The organism is Fructilactobacillus sp. X2R5C3, assembly GCF_059901325.1.
Genome location: NZ_JBWXUY010000002.1, coordinates 43,862 through 61,521, shown reverse-complemented (window position 1 = coordinate 61,521; position 17,660 = coordinate 43,862). Strand labels below are relative to the sequence as shown.

At 36.5% G+C, this 17,660-nt stretch carries 19 protein-coding genes; 3 read left to right on the top strand and 16 right to left on the bottom strand.

Annotated elements, in window-relative coordinates:
• Window positions 1-10 precede the first annotated feature (10 nt).
• From holA to AC6UDE_RS03235, 13 genes are all read right to left on the bottom strand, one after another.
• On the bottom strand, window positions 11-1,045 hold the full coding sequence (holA, locus tag AC6UDE_RS03295) for a DNA polymerase III subunit delta (RefSeq protein ID WP_500696609.1): 1,035 nt from the start codon (window positions 1,043-1,045) through the stop codon (window positions 11-13).
• Complete coding sequence (locus AC6UDE_RS03290; protein WP_500696608.1) at window positions 1,042-3,081, bottom strand: DNA internalization-related competence protein ComEC/Rec2; 2,040 nt, start codon at window positions 3,079-3,081, stop codon at window positions 1,042-1,044. Before AC6UDE_RS03290 ends, holA begins: the two co-directional genes overlap by 4 nt.
• A gap of 218 nt (window positions 3,082-3,299) precedes the next feature.
• Window positions 3,300-3,785, bottom strand: a complete 486-nt coding sequence (locus AC6UDE_RS03285; protein WP_500695550.1) for a ComE operon protein 2 — start codon at window positions 3,783-3,785, stop codon at window positions 3,300-3,302.
• A gap of 65 nt (window positions 3,786-3,850) precedes the next feature.
• Window positions 3,851-4,534 carry a helix-hairpin-helix domain-containing protein gene (locus tag AC6UDE_RS03280; protein ID WP_500693899.1) on the bottom strand — a complete coding sequence of 228 codons (684 nt, stop codon included), beginning with the start codon at window positions 4,532-4,534 and terminating at the stop codon, window positions 3,851-3,853.
• 42 nt (window positions 4,535-4,576) lie between these two features.
• Complete coding sequence (locus AC6UDE_RS03275; protein WP_500696607.1) at window positions 4,577-5,632, bottom strand: SepM family pheromone-processing serine protease; 1,056 nt, start codon at window positions 5,630-5,632, stop codon at window positions 4,577-4,579.
• Window positions 5,629-6,108, bottom strand: coding sequence for a pantetheine-phosphate adenylyltransferase (gene coaD / locus AC6UDE_RS03270; RefSeq protein ID WP_500693901.1), 480 nt, complete (start codon window positions 6,106-6,108; stop codon window positions 5,629-5,631). Before coaD ends, AC6UDE_RS03275 begins: the two co-directional genes overlap by 4 nt.
• A gap of 11 nt (window positions 6,109-6,119) precedes the next feature.
• Complete coding sequence (rsmD, locus tag AC6UDE_RS03265) at window positions 6,120-6,674, bottom strand: 16S rRNA (guanine(966)-N(2))-methyltransferase RsmD (protein WP_500696606.1); 555 nt, start codon at window positions 6,672-6,674, stop codon at window positions 6,120-6,122.
• Window positions 6,675-6,683: 9 nt separating this feature from the next.
• Window positions 6,684-6,947 (bottom strand): YlbG family protein, encoded by a 264-nt coding sequence (locus AC6UDE_RS03260; protein ID WP_500696605.1) that lies wholly within the window; start codon window positions 6,945-6,947, stop codon window positions 6,684-6,686.
• 9 nt (window positions 6,948-6,956) lie between these two features.
• Entirely contained in the window at window positions 6,957-8,129 is a 1,173-nt protein-coding gene (locus tag AC6UDE_RS03255; RefSeq protein ID WP_500696604.1) for an FtsW/RodA/SpoVE family cell cycle protein, read from the bottom strand.
• 113 nt (window positions 8,130-8,242) lie between these two features.
• On the bottom strand, window positions 8,243-10,078 hold the full coding sequence (typA, locus tag AC6UDE_RS03250; protein WP_500693905.1) for a translational GTPase TypA: 1,836 nt from the start codon (window positions 10,076-10,078) through the stop codon (window positions 8,243-8,245).
• Window positions 10,079-10,177: 99 nt separating this feature from the next.
• On the bottom strand, window positions 10,178-10,969 hold the full coding sequence (locus AC6UDE_RS03245) for an inositol monophosphatase family protein (RefSeq protein ID WP_500696778.1): 792 nt from the start codon (window positions 10,967-10,969) through the stop codon (window positions 10,178-10,180).
• The gene (locus tag AC6UDE_RS03240; protein ID WP_500693906.1) at window positions 10,969-11,265 is read right to left on the bottom strand and encodes a UPF0223 family protein; all 297 of its coding nucleotides are present in this window, start codon (window positions 11,263-11,265) and stop codon (window positions 10,969-10,971) included. Before AC6UDE_RS03240 ends, AC6UDE_RS03245 begins: the two co-directional genes overlap by 1 nt.
• Entirely contained in the window at window positions 11,249-12,181 is a 933-nt protein-coding gene (locus AC6UDE_RS03235; RefSeq protein WP_500693907.1) for a Rossmann-fold NAD(P)-binding domain-containing protein, read from the bottom strand. Before AC6UDE_RS03235 ends, AC6UDE_RS03240 begins: the two co-directional genes overlap by 17 nt.
• Window positions 12,182-12,368: 187 nt before the next feature.
• Here AC6UDE_RS03235 and def point away from each other — a divergent pair, with 187 nt between their 5' ends.
• Window positions 12,369-12,929, top strand: a complete 561-nt coding sequence (gene def / locus AC6UDE_RS03230; RefSeq protein ID WP_500695546.1) for a peptide deformylase — start codon at window positions 12,369-12,371, stop codon at window positions 12,927-12,929.
• Window positions 12,930-12,955: 26 nt separating this feature from the next.
• Here def and AC6UDE_RS03225 read toward each other — a convergent pair whose 3' ends face one another.
• Entirely contained in the window at window positions 12,956-13,450 is a 495-nt protein-coding gene (locus AC6UDE_RS03225; protein ID WP_500696603.1) for a hypothetical protein, read from the bottom strand.
• Between the two features lie 184 nt (window positions 13,451-13,634).
• On the opposite strand from AC6UDE_RS03225, the gene AC6UDE_RS03220 reads away from it, so the two are divergent.
• Together AC6UDE_RS03220 and rnjA are read left to right on the top strand one after the other, a co-directional pair.
• Window positions 13,635-13,850 carry a DNA-directed RNA polymerase subunit epsilon gene (locus AC6UDE_RS03220; protein ID WP_500693910.1) on the top strand — a complete coding sequence of 72 codons (216 nt, stop codon included), beginning with the start codon at window positions 13,635-13,637 and terminating at the stop codon, window positions 13,848-13,850.
• A 2-nt stretch (window positions 13,851-13,852) separates the two neighbouring features.
• Window positions 13,853-15,532, top strand: coding sequence for a ribonuclease J1 (gene rnjA / locus AC6UDE_RS03215; RefSeq protein ID WP_500693911.1), 1,680 nt, complete (start codon window positions 13,853-13,855; stop codon window positions 15,530-15,532).
• A gap of 108 nt (window positions 15,533-15,640) precedes the next feature.
• On the opposite strand, the gene AC6UDE_RS03210 is transcribed toward rnjA, so the two are convergent.
• Together AC6UDE_RS03210 and AC6UDE_RS03205 are read right to left on the bottom strand one after the other, a co-directional pair.
• Window positions 15,641-16,636 carry an aldo/keto reductase gene (locus AC6UDE_RS03210; protein WP_500693912.1) on the bottom strand — a complete coding sequence of 332 codons (996 nt, stop codon included), beginning with the start codon at window positions 16,634-16,636 and terminating at the stop codon, window positions 15,641-15,643.
• Between the two features lie 21 nt (window positions 16,637-16,657).
• Window positions 16,658-17,617, bottom strand: coding sequence for a ribose-phosphate diphosphokinase (locus AC6UDE_RS03205; protein WP_500696602.1), 960 nt, complete (start codon window positions 17,615-17,617; stop codon window positions 16,658-16,660).
• Window positions 17,618-17,660: the final 43 nt, after the last annotated feature.

Sequence of the window (17,660 nt, the reverse complement as noted above, 5' to 3'; positions counted from 1 at the left end):
AAGAATCCGATTAATCGGATTCTTTTTTTATACTCTGATTTAGTTTAACGGCAAACATTTCAAACAACAATTCTGGATCAATACTCGTACTTTTCAGTTGCTCTTCAATTTCTACCAAACTAATATATGCATCTCGTAGATATTCTCTAGGATACTTGCGATTGTTCCTGATTGCTAACTTTACTCGATACGGATGGACCCGTAAAGAACTTGCTAAATTCCCCTGACTATAGCCAAAATAATCTAAAATTTTAACTTGCAGTAATAATCTGAACTGACTAACTAAAATTGCATTGATTTGAATTGGCTCATGCTTCTGAGAAATTAAATCATGATAAAACTCGATTGCTTGCGTTGTTTTACCACTCATTAAATAATTAATTAAATCAAAAACGTTTTGATCCATCGATTTTGATACTAACGAATCGACCGCATCAAGCGTTATTTTTTTATCATTGATTTTGTATAAAAAGAGTTTATCTAATTCATTCATAACACTAGCCAAATTACCCGACGTTCGAGAAAGAAGTTCTTCAAGTGCATTTCGATCGATCGAATATCCACTGTTCTTAATCTTACTTTGCACTAACTGCTTAATTTCCCTTTCAGAAAACCGATTTAAGTCGATTACTTCCGCACGTTTTAAAAGCTCCTTACTAACTTTTTTTCTAGCATCTAACTTTTGGTATGAAGCAAAAAAAGCTAGAGTTGTTTCATCAGGAGCATTCTTCAAATAATTTATGAGTTCTTCTGAATGATGAACGGTTTTGCTTTTATTTTTTTCACCGGTTAAAAAATATGGATTCTTAATGAAGACTAGTCGTCTTTTCCCAAAAAAGGGAATTGACATCGCATCATTTAGCGCAACGGAAAGCGATGTTTCTTCCATATCATAAGTAGCAAAATTCATTGTCCGTTCATCATTTGGGATCAGAGACTTTAGTTTCTTTTGAATTATATCGATCCAATAATCATCATTTCCAAGGATTAAATAAATTGATTTAGGATCACTATCAATCTGATTAACTTGTTCTACGACACTCAACGACGTGCCACCTTCCACTTTGTTTCAAATTTTCCAACTTTGTTATTATTTTTGAATTTATATCTAATCATACCATTCTTTTTGGTACTGATAATTACAACATGTTGTTGGTTCATTGTATCAATAGTTTCCTGATTTGGATGATTATAACGATTATGACGACCCGCAGATATCAGAGCAACTTTAGGATTAATTGCCCTGATAAATCTAGGATCGGATGAAGTCTTACTTCCGTGATGACCTAGCTTGATCACATCAACTCGCAAATCAGGATATTTTTGGATAATCTTAAGTTCTTCCTCTCGGTTCAAATCACCCATAAAAATCCACTTCAAACCGCCAATTTTACCAAAAAGTACCATGGAATCTTGATTTTCACCAGACCCACTTTTCATCGGATGAACAACTTGAAATGGGGAATTTTTAATTCGATTTCCAGTCTTGGCATCAAGCAACTGAAACTGTCCTTGATACGGTCTAATTCGCCTTAAAAAGCTTTGATTATTAGTCATCCCCCACGGAACATAAACCCGATCAACCTTCATTTTACTTAAGAAGGCCGGCAAATCACCAACATGATCAGCATCTTGATGACTTAAACAAACATTATCAAGTTTTGAAATCCCAATGCTTTTTAAATATTGGATTGAAGTATCATTGGCTTGATAAATTTTGGCCCGCTTCTGTTTGCCAAAGAAATTAGGCTTTCCGCCAGTGTCAATCAACGTAATCGAACGATTAAATGGCTCTCTAACAAGAAAACTATCCCCTTGACCAACATCAAATGCATCAACTTCTCCATTCATTGGAAAATGAATCATCACAAAACCAATGCTAAAAAATAACACTAAAAGAATCATTCGCTTCATAGTTACTTTTTCAATGAGTAGTAAAGAAATTATTGCCATTAATAAAACGATCCATACGTTTAGTTTCCCGATCACCAAATTTCCTGGAAGCCTTGAAAGAAAATTTAAAAGCTGGTCAAATGTCTTTAAGGTTGTATCAATTAATGAAACAATCAAATCAAATTTTAAAAATGACAGCAAATATCCAATTAACACAATCGGAAATATAAAGGTTGAAAAGAAAGGGACAAATAACAGATTGGCAAACAAAGATAATGCATGCCACTCATACATATGATACAAAATAATCGGTAAACTAATTAAGTTAAGTAGGATAGTTTGTTTTAAAAACCCACAGTTTTTCGTCAGGATTAACCCAAGTGATAATAAATATGAAAGCTGACATCCAAACTGAAAAATAAACAATGGATTAATCAGCAAGTTGATCATCACCGCACTGGACCAGATATCTAAGGGAGATATGTCAAGATACACTTTATCTAGACCCAAGCGTTCTTCGGCCATTATAATTGCCCGAAGTAAACTAGCTCCTGCACCAGCAATTACAAAGTAAAATGGAAGAAAAATGATTAAGAATGAATTAACCTGCTCCCTTCTCAATCGCAAAGTCGTCATAATCCACGTAATCAAACCAATTAAATAATAAACGTGCATCCCCGAAATTGTGAATAAGTGGATGAGACCCAAGCGTTGGACCCCGGTCAGTTCTTCTCTAAAATCACTACTCCGACTTCCATAAATGATACCCAAAACGTACATCCGTAGATGTTTAGGTAATTGATCACACGTTTTAATCATTTGAAACCTTAAGTCGTGAACCCGATTACCTAAACCTTGATTGCTACAAATCTGACGGTATTTAATTTGATCACATTTAATTTCACTCACAATTCCCTTAGCGCGATTAAAACTCTTGGAGTCAAATTGAGCAAAATTGGGTGGTGAATCAATCAAACTAAGTTGGCCATCAATAATAAATTCGCTGGTGTGATTAAGATGAAGCAAAGCATCTTTTTCACTCTTATTTTTTACAAACCCATAAATTAATACCCGCTGTTTTAGCCGGGGAATTTCTACAACTCCACTATACGTATCTCCATGAAGCTGTAATTCATCTGGATGGACCTTAGCTATCCAAGTCGAAGTCGTTTCTGTCTTAGGTATCACCCTAACTTGTCGGTTAATGTGATTTTGCCAAATTCCAAAAAATATCAGTGGAATTAGCAGTGAGATGACACTTTTTGAAAAGAAACGGGGAATTCTTAAAAGAAAGATACGAATCAACCATAAAATTAATAAAACAATTCCAATTACGTGATTTCCAAAAAATGCGAATGCACCAAGCACCCACAAAATGGATGTAAAAACCAAAAAATTCTTTTTAATTATTTATCGACGGATAAGAATGATTCAAACGGTAGATTATTAACATCATTTTGATTAACATCAACTTTTTCTAAAGAGACATGTTTCATGTCCAATAACTTTTTAGCATACTCACTGTTATGATAATTTCTTAAATACTTGATTTTAATGATCCCGGCCTGAAGTAACATCTTTGTACACTGCAAACAAGGTACATCAGTGACGTATAACTCAGCATTATCAGTTGACTCACCAAACTTAGCACATTGTAGAATGGCATTCATCTCGGCGTGGATTGTTCTTTGACAATGACCATCTACTAAATAACACCCTTCGTCAATACAATGGACATCTCCTGATACTGAACCGTTATATCCACAAGCAATTACTCGCTTATTTCGCACCAATACCGCACCGACAGATCGTCGATTGCATGTACTTCTGGACGCAACTAACATCGCTTGCAACATGAAATATTGGTCCCACGGAATCCTTTTCTTTTTCATAACTGTCATCACCTTCACTAGAATAGTTAAATCTAGTATACCAATATTTATCTATCACAGTTGCTTCAAACAGTAATCGAACTTTTCAAATTTGCAACGGTCTTATCACCAAATCCAGGAACGTTTTTCAAGTCCTCAGGCTTTTTAAATGGGCCACTTTGTTTCCGATAAGCAATTATTTTATCAGCCTTCTTATCACCAATCCCATTTAGCTGTTGAAGTTTAGCTTTATCTGCTTCATTAATATTAACCTTTCCGCTATCAGAACCTTTATCACTTCCAGCCGAATTGCCTGATGAATCACTAGCAACTTGATTGGTCTTTGGTAATCCATTAATTTCTCCACGAATTGGGACATAAACAACCTGTTGATCAGACAATTTTTGCGCCAAATTAATGTGTTTAGCATCCGCTGAACGATTAAAACCACCTGCTAATTCAACTGCATCAGAAACACGCATGTTTTTACCAACCTGATAAACTCCTGGTTTATTAACTGCTCCCTTTACATCAACATACACTTGTTGGTGATCATCATTCCCATTGCCTGCCGAATTCTCTGCGGTTGATTTAGTAACGTTTTTTCTGCGATTTGCTTTGGCTGTTGTTTGCAAATTAGTCCGTGGTGCTTGCCCGCTACTATTTTGAGATGCAAAAACACAATATCCCAGCAGTCCTACCACAATAATTATCAATCCTCCAATAATTCTGTACTTGTATTCCTCAATAAATTCATATAACTTATCCATCTTTCTCTCCTTTCACATTTAAATACGAAAAAAACACAGCTTTTAGCTGTGTTTTTGATTTAAATAATTCAAAGCGTCATCAAAAGATGTGACCGGAACAATTTTCATTTTAGGGGCATACCTTTTGGCAGTTGCTTTAGCCACTTGGTAATTAGTCTTATGACCTTGCTCCATTCTCAAAATTGGCTCAGTCGGTTTAACGTATGGACAAAAGAAAACCTGTGCGCCACTCTTATTAGCAGCAATTATTTTCTTATCCACTCCACCAATTTCGCCCACTTGACCATTGGCGGCAATCGTCCCAGTTCCTGCAATTCGTTTGTAATCGTAATTCGTATGTTTTAATTCACTATATACTTGCAGGGCAAACATCAGACCACCAGAGGGTCCACCAATTTTTCCTGGGTTAATATTGGCCTTAGGATCAGTTTTAACACTCATATCATCAATCATTCCGATTCCAATCCCATAAAACCCCTTGACCAGTTGTTTCTTTGTGCCGATCGCCTGTTTATCTTTTCCATTCCGTTTAAAAGTAATTTTAAGTTGCGCATGCTTGGGTAAACTTTGAATGTACTTTACATATTCGGGACCCTTATATAATTTTTTCCCATTTATTGATTCAACTAAATCACCAGGCTTCAATTTATTGGCGAAATCGGATTGCGGATAAACGTTTAATACATACACACCATGATAACTTTGCTTAATTTTACCATGAGCTTTGTGGTAGCCAACATAAATTGCATTATTGATAGCCGTCTTCATATAAATATCTTGTACGTTATCATACTCTTGATTACTTTGATTTCCCATCACATCTGACGTTTTCTCAATTGAAACATGGGGATTCACTTTTGAATACAAGTAAGTGATTGGTCTAGCCTGCGACATTGAAACTGCAGTGATCATAAACTTATTCTTCTTATTTGGTTTAATTCCTTGAATTTTAACCATTGGTTGAATGTTAACGGCTTCACCAGGCGCTTCAATCAAAGCATTAAGCGGCCAAAAAAGGAACCACAATATAAAAATAATGATCCCTAGGAAAATCAAAAAAAATTGGTTATGTTTAATCCATTTCCAGATTGTCTTCACTGATTTCTCTTCTCCTTTAATGCCTCACACACAACGTTAGGAACAAATTTTGATACATCTCCACCAAAATGATTAATCTCTTTAACCATTGAAGACGAAATCAATTCATAATCATGGTTGGCAAACAACAACACGGTCTCAATTTGCGAATCCAACATTTGGTTTAAACTAGCAATTTCCTGTTCGTTTTCAAAGTCTTTAGTATCCCGAATCCCTCGGATCAGGATATTGGCATGTTCTGCTTTTAAGAAATCAACCGTTAAATTAGAATAGACCTTAACAGTAACGTTTGAATAGCCAGCCACACACGTTTCAACCATTTCTTTCCGTTCTTTAGGGGTAAACAACCCCACTTTACTCGAATTGTCGCCAATGGCAACGACAACTTCGTCAAATAGTTGCGTTGCTCGCTTAATAATATTCAAATGTCCATTGGTAATGGGGTCAAAGCTACCCGGATAAATGGCTTTTTTCATAATTTTTCCCTTTATATTAAAATTTGATAGATTGATATCACCGTTAAACCATAATCTTTTTGTTTAATGAGGCGATAATTTTTAACATCATCAGACATATCAGTTTGATTGTCAGTCTCACAGATTACCATCCCACTATGATTTAATAAACCACTATCGCTAATCTCTTCCAGTTGTTTAACCATCTGTTGTTTCTTATATGGGGGGTCTAAAAAAATATAGTCAAAGAAATGACCTTCTTTTTTTAATTTAAGCAGCGCTGATTCAGCATTCATCTTCCACACAGAAAAATCAGCAGTATTCGGATCAATCGCTACGTTCTGTTTAATAGTTTTGTACGCAGCATACTGTTTATCAACTAAAACGGCATGATCCATTCCCCTAGAAATGGCCTCAAGGGAGACAGCCCCTGACCCGGCATATAAATCCAGAAAACTACCGCCATCAAAGTATGGTCCAATCATGTTAAATAACGCTTCTCGCACTTTGTCGGTTGTTGGACGCGTCCGATTCCCAGGGACTGGTTTAATTTTACGTCCTCCAAATTTGCCTGAAATTATTCTCATTTTTGTTTCCTACTCTTCAACGTTATTTTCAGCATTAATCTCACCAAAGGCAAGTGCCAAGTCAACGGTTGGAGATACCCCAACCTTTTTAACAAACCTAAGTTTACTAATTTCTTGGATAGTCGTATCTAAATCAGAACTATCAACAAAAATAATAACATAATGCATCTTTTTCGATACAAATCGAATATCACCAAATCTCTTTAGGTTTTTAATTTGACGAATCGAGTATGTTGAAACAATCAATTCCGTTCGGTCAGTTAATTTGGCCATGATTTCACCTTACTTCACTTTTTTATTACTACGTTCTCTTTTTTCCACTCTACTAATATAAAGGACTAGTCCAAGACAAATGGAAAGTGCCATTATACTTGAACCCCCGTAACTGATAAATGGAAGTGCAACTCCAGTTAAAGGAATCATACCGACCGCACCACCAGCATTAAATAAGGTCTGAATAAAAATGTAAGCTGCAGTTCCATAACAAATCGTACTATAAAAGGTATCGTTAGTTCGACTACCAACTGCGATGATTCTTAAAACAAGATACAACAAGAGTCCCAAAACAACTAAAATACCAACGATCCCGAGTTCCTCACCAATAACTGCAATTATAAAATCAGTATTTGGCTCTGACAAGTAACCCATCTTTTGAATACCGTTACCAATCCCAACACCAAACAATCCTCCGTTACTAATTGCATAATAAGAATTAATCAATTGATGTCCACTAGTTTGCGCATATTTGAAAGGATCTGAAAAACTAATTAATCTTTGAATTTGATAAGCATGAATGCTACTTAAAATTCCTTCAAATGGCTTAATCCAAATCCTAACCCCTAAAATAAAGATGCCAATTACAACAATCCAAATTCTTGAAGCCTTAAAGTTACTTCCGGCTGCCAGAATCATCATTAAAATAATGAATATATTAATCGCTGCACCACCAGTATCAGGCTGAAAAGCAATTAAAAAAATCATAAATGCTGGGAGAATACTAGGCATAGCTACTTTCATAAATTCATACCTTAATCCAACATTCTCAAAATATTGCTTTTCATTGGCCAAAACGTTTGCGTAATACAAAATGAACAACGGCTTACAAAACTCAGCCGGTTGGATACTAAGATGTCCAAGTCTAATCCATCCAGCAGCCCCATTTGTACTAGATCCAAAAAATTTTAAAAAAATCAACACTCCAGTCATAATTATCATTGCAATTATATAGAACTTTATATTTCCCTCAAGTAATTTACTTTTTAACGTTGAGAAAAAAAACAATACAAAGAAACTAGCAATTACAAAACTAACTTGATATTCTAAATAATGGAAAGCAATTTCCGCATGAGCGCTTAACCCTTCACTAGATGAAAAGACCATGACGATCCCAATCAAACTCAGTAATAGGTATGGCACCATAATGTACCAGTCTAGCTGTTTTAAGTATTTAATCATATTAATCTCCAACTGAATATGTAAAATTCATGAATTAATACCTTTCATTATACTAGTATCACCAAATAAAAAAAGACTATTTAACAATGGTTAAATAGTCTTAATTATTTTAATTAATTGTGACGGCGCTTCTTAGCTGCCTTTTCACGTTCATTAGTATTTAAAATTCTCTTTCTTAATCTGATATGATCTGGAGTAACCTCACAAAGTTCATCCTCGTTTAGGAATTCAAGTGATTCTTCAAGAGTCATATGAACTGGTTCCTTAACCTTCGCAATATCTTCGGATCCAGCTGCACGAACGTTGGTTTGATTACGACCACGAGTAATATTAACCGAAATATCATTATCTCGTGCGTTTTCACCAACAATCATACCCTCATAAACATCGGTACCAGGATCAGTGAAAATCTTACCACGGTCTTGAACGGCCATGATGGCATAAGTAGTTACCTTACCTGAATTAATTGAAACTAAAGTTCCGTTACGACGACCAGGATTCCAATTTTTGATGGCTGGAAGATATTGACTGAATGAATGGTTCATGATTCCGTATCCACGAGTCAATGATAAAAATTGAGTGCTGTACCCAATCAAACCACGTGATGGAACTAAGAAAGTCATTCGAACCTGACCATTTCCAACGTTTTCCATGTTTTTCATTTCACCCTTACGTTGTGACAAGGTATCAATGATTGAACCAGAATATTCTTCTGGGGTATCAATCTGAACGGATTCAAATGGTTCACACTTAACTCCGTCAACATCCTTGTAGATAACTTCAGGACGGGAAACTTGAAGTTCGTAACCTTCACGACGCAAGGTTTCAATCAAGATTGAAAGGTGAAGTTCCCCACGTCCGGAAACAACCCAAGCACCTGGATCATCAGTGTCTTCAACTCGAAGAGAAACATCCGTATGAAGTTCCTTCTTCAGACGATCGCCAAGTTGACGAGCAGTCAGATACTTCCCGTCTTGACCTACAAATGGTGAAGTATTGGTTCCAAAAGTCATCCGAAGGGTTGGTTCGTCAATTCTCAAAACAGGAAGTGGTTCCTGCTTATCAGGGCTAACAACGGTTTCACCAACGTTAATGTCTTCCATTCCAGAGACAGCAATTAAATCTCCGGCCTTAGCCTCATTGATTTCAACTTTTTGAAGACCAATGAATCCCATCAATTTAGTAACACGGAACTTCTGAGTGCTCCCATCAAGTTTCATGAGAACAACATTATCCCCAACCTTGATCTTACCTCTGAAGACACGGCCAATACCAATTCGACCAACGAAATCGTTATAATCAAGCATTGCAACTTGGAATTGTAATGGATCGTCTGAATTATCGATTGGTGAAGGGATGTTTTTGATAATGGTATCAAAAACCGGCTTCATAGTGTGTTCCTGCTTTGAAACGTCAGGATCATAACTTGAAGTTCCGTTCATAGCAGAGGCATAAACCACTGGGAATTCCAGTTGTTCTTCATCAGCACCTAATTCAATGAATAAATCAAGAACTTCATCAACAACTGCTTCAGGTCTTGCACCAGGCTTATCAACTTTGTTGATTACAACGATTGGAGTCAAATGTTGTTCCAAAGCCTTCTTTAAAACAAAACGGGTCTGTGGCATTGTTCCTTCGGCTGCATCAACAACCAAAAGGACACCATCAACCATTCGCATGATACGCTCAACTTCTCCACCAAAGTCGGCATGTCCTGGAGTATCCAAAATGTTAATTTGTTTGTCGCCATATTTAACGGCAGTATTTTTTGACAGAATGGTAATTCCACGTTCACGTTCAATCGCGTTAGAATCTAACGCACGATCTTGAATCTCAGTGTGATCATTCAAAGTGTCAGATTGCTTTAATAATTCATTAACCAAGGTCGTCTTACCGTGATCGACATGGGCAATGATGGCAATGTTTCTAATATCGTCTCTTGTTTTCAAAAATGTTTCCTCCTCAAAAAAGCAATTCAAAAATTTGCAATTTGATAAGTTAATAACCCAACTTCGATAAAAAAGCTGTGAGTCCATCACAGCTTTTGATTAACGCTTCGTCGAAATTTTCAGAATATCTTTTTGCGCCTTTTTTGTCGCTAACAAAACTGTGTTTGATGATAGCATATTTATGGGCTTGCCGTCAATAGTAGAAACGGTCATCCCAAGCGTTTCAGCAAGAACACGACCAGCAGCAATATCCCAAGGCCTTAAATGCGAAATATAACCGATTGTCTCCCCGCAAAGAGCAGCAACGATTTCGATCCCAGCACTACCATAAATTCGATAACCAGAACTAGCCTCTGCAATTTCTTGCATATGATAAACATCCCTAATAACAAGCGGACCACTCATTCCAATCAACCCGTCTTCAAGAGAACCGTTAACTGGAGGATTCATTGTCTCAGAATTAACATAGATACCAATATCAGGACCACCATGATACAACTTGTTATTTATAACATCATAAATGAACCCGAGGGTTGGTACGCCATCGACATAATAGGCAATCATCATTGCGAAGTGATTACGTTGCTTTACAAAATTCATCGTTCCATCGATTGGATCTACAATCCAAACCCGTCCGTTTAAATTGTCAATTTTGTCACCTAAGCCCTCTTCACCGAGAACTTTACTGTCAGGTTTAAGTGCTTTTAGCTGTTTTACAAAAAACTTTTCGTTGTCTTTATCAATGTTTGTAACTAAATCTTTCCTTCCAGTTTTTTCATCTACGTCTAAATGACCATTTAATCTTTCCATGACAAACGCCCGTGCGGTTTTTAAGATTTGGCAAACATCTTGATCAATTTTATTTAAATCATCTACTGTTGTGATGGAAATCATTCCTTTCGCTTAATGGTCTTTAAATCCGAGTTTTCTTTTGCTAATTTAACAACATGATACACATCTAAACCAGACTGCTTTTCAAAATCTCTTTGTAAATTATTTTGTTCGACTCTTGCCGGATTAATCTCACAGAAGCGTCGATAACTATCCATTAGTTTCTTTCGATTAACTCCCTTATTATTATAAGCCATTTCAATATTTTCAAAGAAATGACAAACATCAATTAATTCTTTTCGACTCCAATCATCAACAATGGGATAAGAATAACTATCATTAGTTTTTCGAGGCATTTTTTCCTCCATTAATCACGGCTGCAATAATATTATTGGCCCATTCAACGTCTGAGTTTAACTTTTTTTGTTCGTCCTCTGAAAGCTGAAGTCGAATCGATTGAGCTGCTCCATTTCGATTAATTAGTTTGGGGCTAACATCCAGCCTTAGCTCATCTTTTTCTTTATCAACATTTACAACTGAACAAATTAACGATTGACCCTCATACATCGAAAAAAGTAGTCGGACAATAGCTTTACTTTGGATCATTTCATTAATAACAACCCCCTGATCATCAATCACTTCTTGAACTTGAGTAATGATGTCACTACTATAGTTGTTACTATCATCAGCCAGGTATGAAAGCAAGGTTGCAGGACCAATGTAAACCCTACTCCACGCGACTAAATTATTAGTATTTAATCCTAAGACATTGACATTAATATCATCAGCACTAACGTCAAAATTCCTCTGGAGCTCATTCTTTAGTAGCATTTCTTGGGGAAGAGTTCCAACGCCAATGATATTTTGATTATCAAGTCCAGAAAAACTTGCTGCAAAATACGTAAAAACTTCATCATGTGGGGCATCAATCACTATTTTACCGCGAAATCCATTTGAGACACAGTCATTGATTAAATTCCTTAGTTTATCAATTTCCGGTCTCAAGTCTTCTGCAATTTGAGTAGCATCCGTCAACTTGGGATTATAGAAATCAATGTTTGGCAAATACAATAATGCATCGAAATTATTTAATTCTGGCTTACTTGCAATCTGGATTGACAAGTTATGACACATCTTACTAGAAAAGACGGTTGATCGAACTTGTTCACTGTCGTCTACTTGGATAGTAACGGGAAAATCTAAAACAATTAAAGCGTTCAAAAGTGATAAGATCCTGGTTATGCTTCCTTTAATTAATATTTTTGGTTGCATTCCAATTCCTCCATTCTTTGTTTTTAAAGAATTTATTAATTTTTTGCTTGTTAATAAAATACCATTTCAAATTTCTTTTTGCACATAAGAATAAATTAAAATACTGAAATACCATGAAATTAACTGGTTTTGCGATTTATGATAAAATAACTGGTAGAAGTTGACATGAATTAGGAGGTAAAACGTTATGTACTTAATGAAAGACATAACTCGAGAGGGAAATCCTGTGTTACGGGAACAAAGTCAACCCGTTAAATTTCCACTTAGCGATGAAGATCGTAAATTAGGCGAAAAAATGATGCATTACTTGGAAGTTAGTCAGGATCCTGAACAATGTAACAAATACCATTTGCGAGCAGGAGTTGGTTTGGCAGCTCCACAAGTTGGACAATCCAAATCAATGGCTGCTGTTTTAACCCCACCAGAAGGCGAAGACCAAAAATCGCCCTTCAAGGCAATTATGATAAATCCAGTTATTATCTCAAACTCCGTTCAACGTGGTGCATTAACTGAAGGTGAAGGATGCTTATCGGTCGATCGTGATGTCCCTGGTTTTGTTCCGAGGGCAGACCGTGTTACGATTAAATATCAGGATTTGAATGGTAAAGTTCATCAAGTCAGGTTAAAACACTATCCAGCCATCATTGCTCAACATGAAATTGATCATCTTCACGGAACTTTGTTTTACGATCATATCGACAAAGATGATCCATTTTCCAAAACCGAAGATGAAGTATTTTTTGATTAATATCGTGTTTTTTGTGGGAGACGTTACTACGTCTCCCTTTCTTTTTCATTTAACTTATCCAAATCACTTAAATATTCATGAGTTGCAGGATTAATAACATTGGCTACATCAAAAACCATTACACTTTTGTTCAACCAACAGTCAGTCACAATCAACGTTTTTTTATGATTGGAGTCAATAAAATCATCTGAAATGGCATATTCAGATAGTTTTTGATTAAAAAGGTCCCGTAAGAGATCCGCATCATCATAGCCCTCTTTTACAACGCAACGATATTCAAAAACCATCACTCCCCTACCCCAGAAATCAGACAGTACTTGTGACCCAACGTAACTTTGCACAATTTCACGTTTGTCTTCAACCTCAAAGTATTTGACCACTTTATAGATTTCGCCATCAACGCTATGCTTCATTTTTAACTGATACCTTTTGGTCGGTAAAGTGACAAAAAAATAGTGCAAACAGTTATAAATTAAAAAAGCAACGACAATTGCAACGACCAATTCTAAAAATATTTTCACTGTTCTTCTCCCATTATTGATTATTAGGTAAATTTATAGATCAATTCTAACATGAAACATGTTTGTCGATTCACATGATTCTATACTTATTTACCATAATATGCTAAAATATGATTAATTGTTGCGTTCCTGCAACCTAATGTACGAAAAATAACATTAAATCAACAAAAAAGGAGTAATTATATTGATTTACAAGGTTTTATATCAAGATGAAAATAATTCTAACCCTAAACGTGAAGCAACTAAAACGATTTACTTAGAAGCTAAAACCGTTGCTGACGTTAGAACTAAACTTGAACAACACACAAAGTACAACATTGAATTCATTGAACCGCTCGAAGGGAAGCACCTTGAATTTGAAAAAAATGATCCCGGTTTTAAAATTACGGAGTTTAACTAGTTATGAAGAAATTAAACATCAAAAATAACGAAACTGCTATTTATGGTGTTGGTGGACTCGGAGAAATTGGTAAGAATACTTATGGTGTACAATTCCAGGATGAAATCATCTTAATTGATGCTGGAATCAAGTTCCCAGAAGATGATCAATTGGGAATTGACTATGTCATCCCAGATTATCAGTACTTAATTGATAATAAGGACAAAATTAAGGCACTTGTAATCACCCATGGTCATGAAGATCATATCGGTGGTGTGCCCTTTCTTTTAAAGGTTCTCAACGTTCCAATTTACGCTGGCCCGCTAGCATTAGCATTAATCAAAAATAAATTGGAAGAGCACGGCTTGTTAAAACAGGCTGAACTTCACGAGATTAATGATAAGTCAGTTTTGAAATTCAAAAAGACGAGTGTTTCTTTTTTTAGAACCACTCATTCGATACCAGATACAATGGGAGTCGCTGTTCATACGCCTGACGGTGTCATTGTGGAAACGGGAGATTATAAGTTCGATCTCACGCCTGTCACTAATCAGCCCCCTGATTTACAAGCCATGGCCAAACTGGGTGAGGAAGGTGTACTCTGTTTGATGGCTGACAGTACAAATGCCGAAAAGCCGGTTTGGACTAAGTCAGAAAAATGGGTTGGAAAATCCGTTCGTCATATTTTTGACGAAGTCAAGGGCCGTATTATTTTTGCTACCTTTGCTTCCAACCTCTCAAGAATTAAAACGGCTATTGATACGGCACTAGCTCATGATCGTAAAATTGCTGTATTTGGTAGAAGTATGGAAGCAGCCATTGTCAATGGTAGAAAGCTTGGTTATCTAGACGTTCCTGACAGTGCCTTCGTCGATGCTCAAGAGTTAAAGCACTTACCGGCAGATAAGGTTATGATCCTGTGTACCGGCTCTCAAGGTGAACCAATGGCTGCTTTGGCTCGAATTGCTAACGGAACTCACCGACAAATTTCGATTCAACCAGGTGATACGGTTGTCTTTTCAAGTAACCCAATTCCAGGTAACACATTAAGTGTCAACCGGGTCATTAATGAGCTTGAAGAAGACGGCGCTAAAGTCATCCACGGTAAGATTAATAACATTCATACTTCTGGACACGGTGGCCAAGAAGAAGAAAAACTAATGCTTCGTTTAATGAAGCCAAAGTTCTTTGTTCCGATCCATGGTGAATACCGAATGTTAAAGATCCACACTAAACTTGCGCAAGAATGTGGGGTCCCTGCCGACCATTGTTTTATCCTAAAAAATGGCGAAGTACTTGCTTTAACAAAAGATAGTGCTCGTGTTGCTGGATACTTCAATGCTGGTGATGTTTATATTGATGGCAATGGCGTTGGAAATATTGGAGACAAAGTCCTAAGAGATCGTCAACTTCTTTCAGAAGAAGGTTTAGTAGTGGTGGTTGCTACCATCAACTTAAAGAACCAGGAAATCCAATCTGGTCCTGACCTTCTCTCACGTGGATTCGTTTATATGCGCGAATCAGGTGAATTACTTGATGAAGGACGAAAGTTAGTCTTTAGAACCATCCGTCGTGCCATGAAGAATAAAAATGCAGACGAAAAATCAATTAGTAAAGCAATTGTCAATGATTTATCAAACTTCTTATATGAAAAAACACAAAGAAGTCCCCTAATCTTGCCAATGCTAATCATGAACAATTAACAATAAGGGCTGAATCCAATTGTTTGGATTCAGCCCTTATTTTAGTCTCATATATTATTATTAGTCTTAATAACAAAAAGGTACGCTTAGTAAGCATACCTTTTTTAATTATTTATACTTAACGATTTTGTCAATTTCATCTAATTCATCTTGAGTAAAGTCAAGATTATCTAATGCCTTCAGGTTATCATCTAAATGATCGACTTTTGACGCACCAGTGACCACACTGGCAATCGTTGGATCGTGTAATAGCCATGCTAATGACATTTGGGCAAGTGTCTGGTCACGATTCTGTGCAATATCGTTTAATTTATTTAGTTTATTAACAGCACTTTCATCACCATTAGCCAAAATAAACTTGTTAGTCTTATGCAATTTAATGTTACTTGGAATCCCCTTTAGATACTTACTAGTCAAAAGGCCCTCTGCCAAAGGACCGTAAGCAATAAAGCCATCATGATTATCTGCTAAGGTCTTAAGGGTCCCATCATCTTCCGGCTCTCGATTAAGCATATTATATGAACTCTGGTTAACTACAAACGGAGTCTTCAGTTCCTTAAATAATTTAATCATTTCAGCAGTCTGATGGCCATCATAATTAGAAATTCCAATGTAAAGTGCTTTACCTGCACGAACTAATCCATCAAGGGCTTCAGCAGTCTCTTCTAATCGAGTATTAGGATCAAATCGATGGGTATAATAAATATCCACATAATCAAGTCCCATTCTTTGAAGACTTTGATCTAGCGCAGTAACGAGGGTCTTCTTTGAAGAATAGTTACCATAAACACCTGGCCACATATGAAATCCAGCTTTAGTGGTGATAATTAATTCATCACGGTAAGGCTTTAAATCGCGTCGATAAACTTGGCCAAACATTCTTTCAGCAGCACCTGAACCGGGCCCATAGTTATTAGCTAAATCAAAGCTAAAGATTCCCTTGTTGAAAGCATGGAGCATTACCTTTTCACTATCTTTAAAATTAGCATCGTCACCGAAGCTGTGCCACATTCCAAATGATAATGCGGGTAACTGCAGTCCCGTTGTTCCTGCACGTCTTACTTTCATATTATCGTAACGATCATCTTTTGCTCTAAATACCATTAGAATCCCTCCAAATTTATATTACTTAAACAATTTACTTGTTGATTGTTCGTTCTCAATTAATTTTAAGGCATCACCAATCAGCTTGCCAACTGAAACGATCACCATTTTGTCAACTCTCTTATTCTGTGGAACGACAATGGAATCGGAAACGATCACCTGTTTAATGGCTGGATCGGAAAGATTTTGTCTCGCTTCTTCAGTAAGAACAGGATGAGTAGCAACTACATAAACCGCTTTTGCTCCCGCATTCATAATCGCTTGAGCAGTGATTTTCATCTTCTCACCCGTCACAATCATATCATCAACAACAATTGCCTTTTTACCCTTTACATCACCAATAATCGTACTAGGAACCTGACTTAGATCCTCAGGATTTCGATTATCAACAATTGCAATCGGAAGGTTCAAGTAGCCAGCCATTCCTCGTGCCTTGGCGACACTATTATAATCGGGTGAAACCACAACGGCGTCATTACTAATATCATGTTCTTTTAGGTAATTACCCATTAATTCAAGTGACCGCAAGTGATCCACTGGGATATCAAAAAATCCCTGAATTTGTGCCGCATGCAAATCAAGAGTAATGACTCGATCTACCGCACTAGATTCAAGAAAAGTAGCAATTAATTTTGCAGTAATTGGTTCTCTTGAACGCGCTTTTCGGTCAGATCTTGAATATCCATAGTACGGGATTACCACGTTAATAGTATGGGGACTAGTTCTTCGAACCGCATCAATCATAATCATCAGTTCCATCAAATTATCATTAACAGGATCAGAAAGCGATTGAACGATGTACACATCATCTCCACGAATACTTTCATCAATTGAAATTTGAATTTCACCATCACTAAAATGATTGATGGTTGCTTTACCAAGGTCCATTCCACTATATTCAGAAATCTTTTCTGCTAACGGACGATTCGAATTCAACGCAAATATCTTTGCCGACTTTTTTTCTTTTTTTGTTTTCACCATCAAGTTTCCCCTCATAACCAACTAATTACTACCTACATTATAA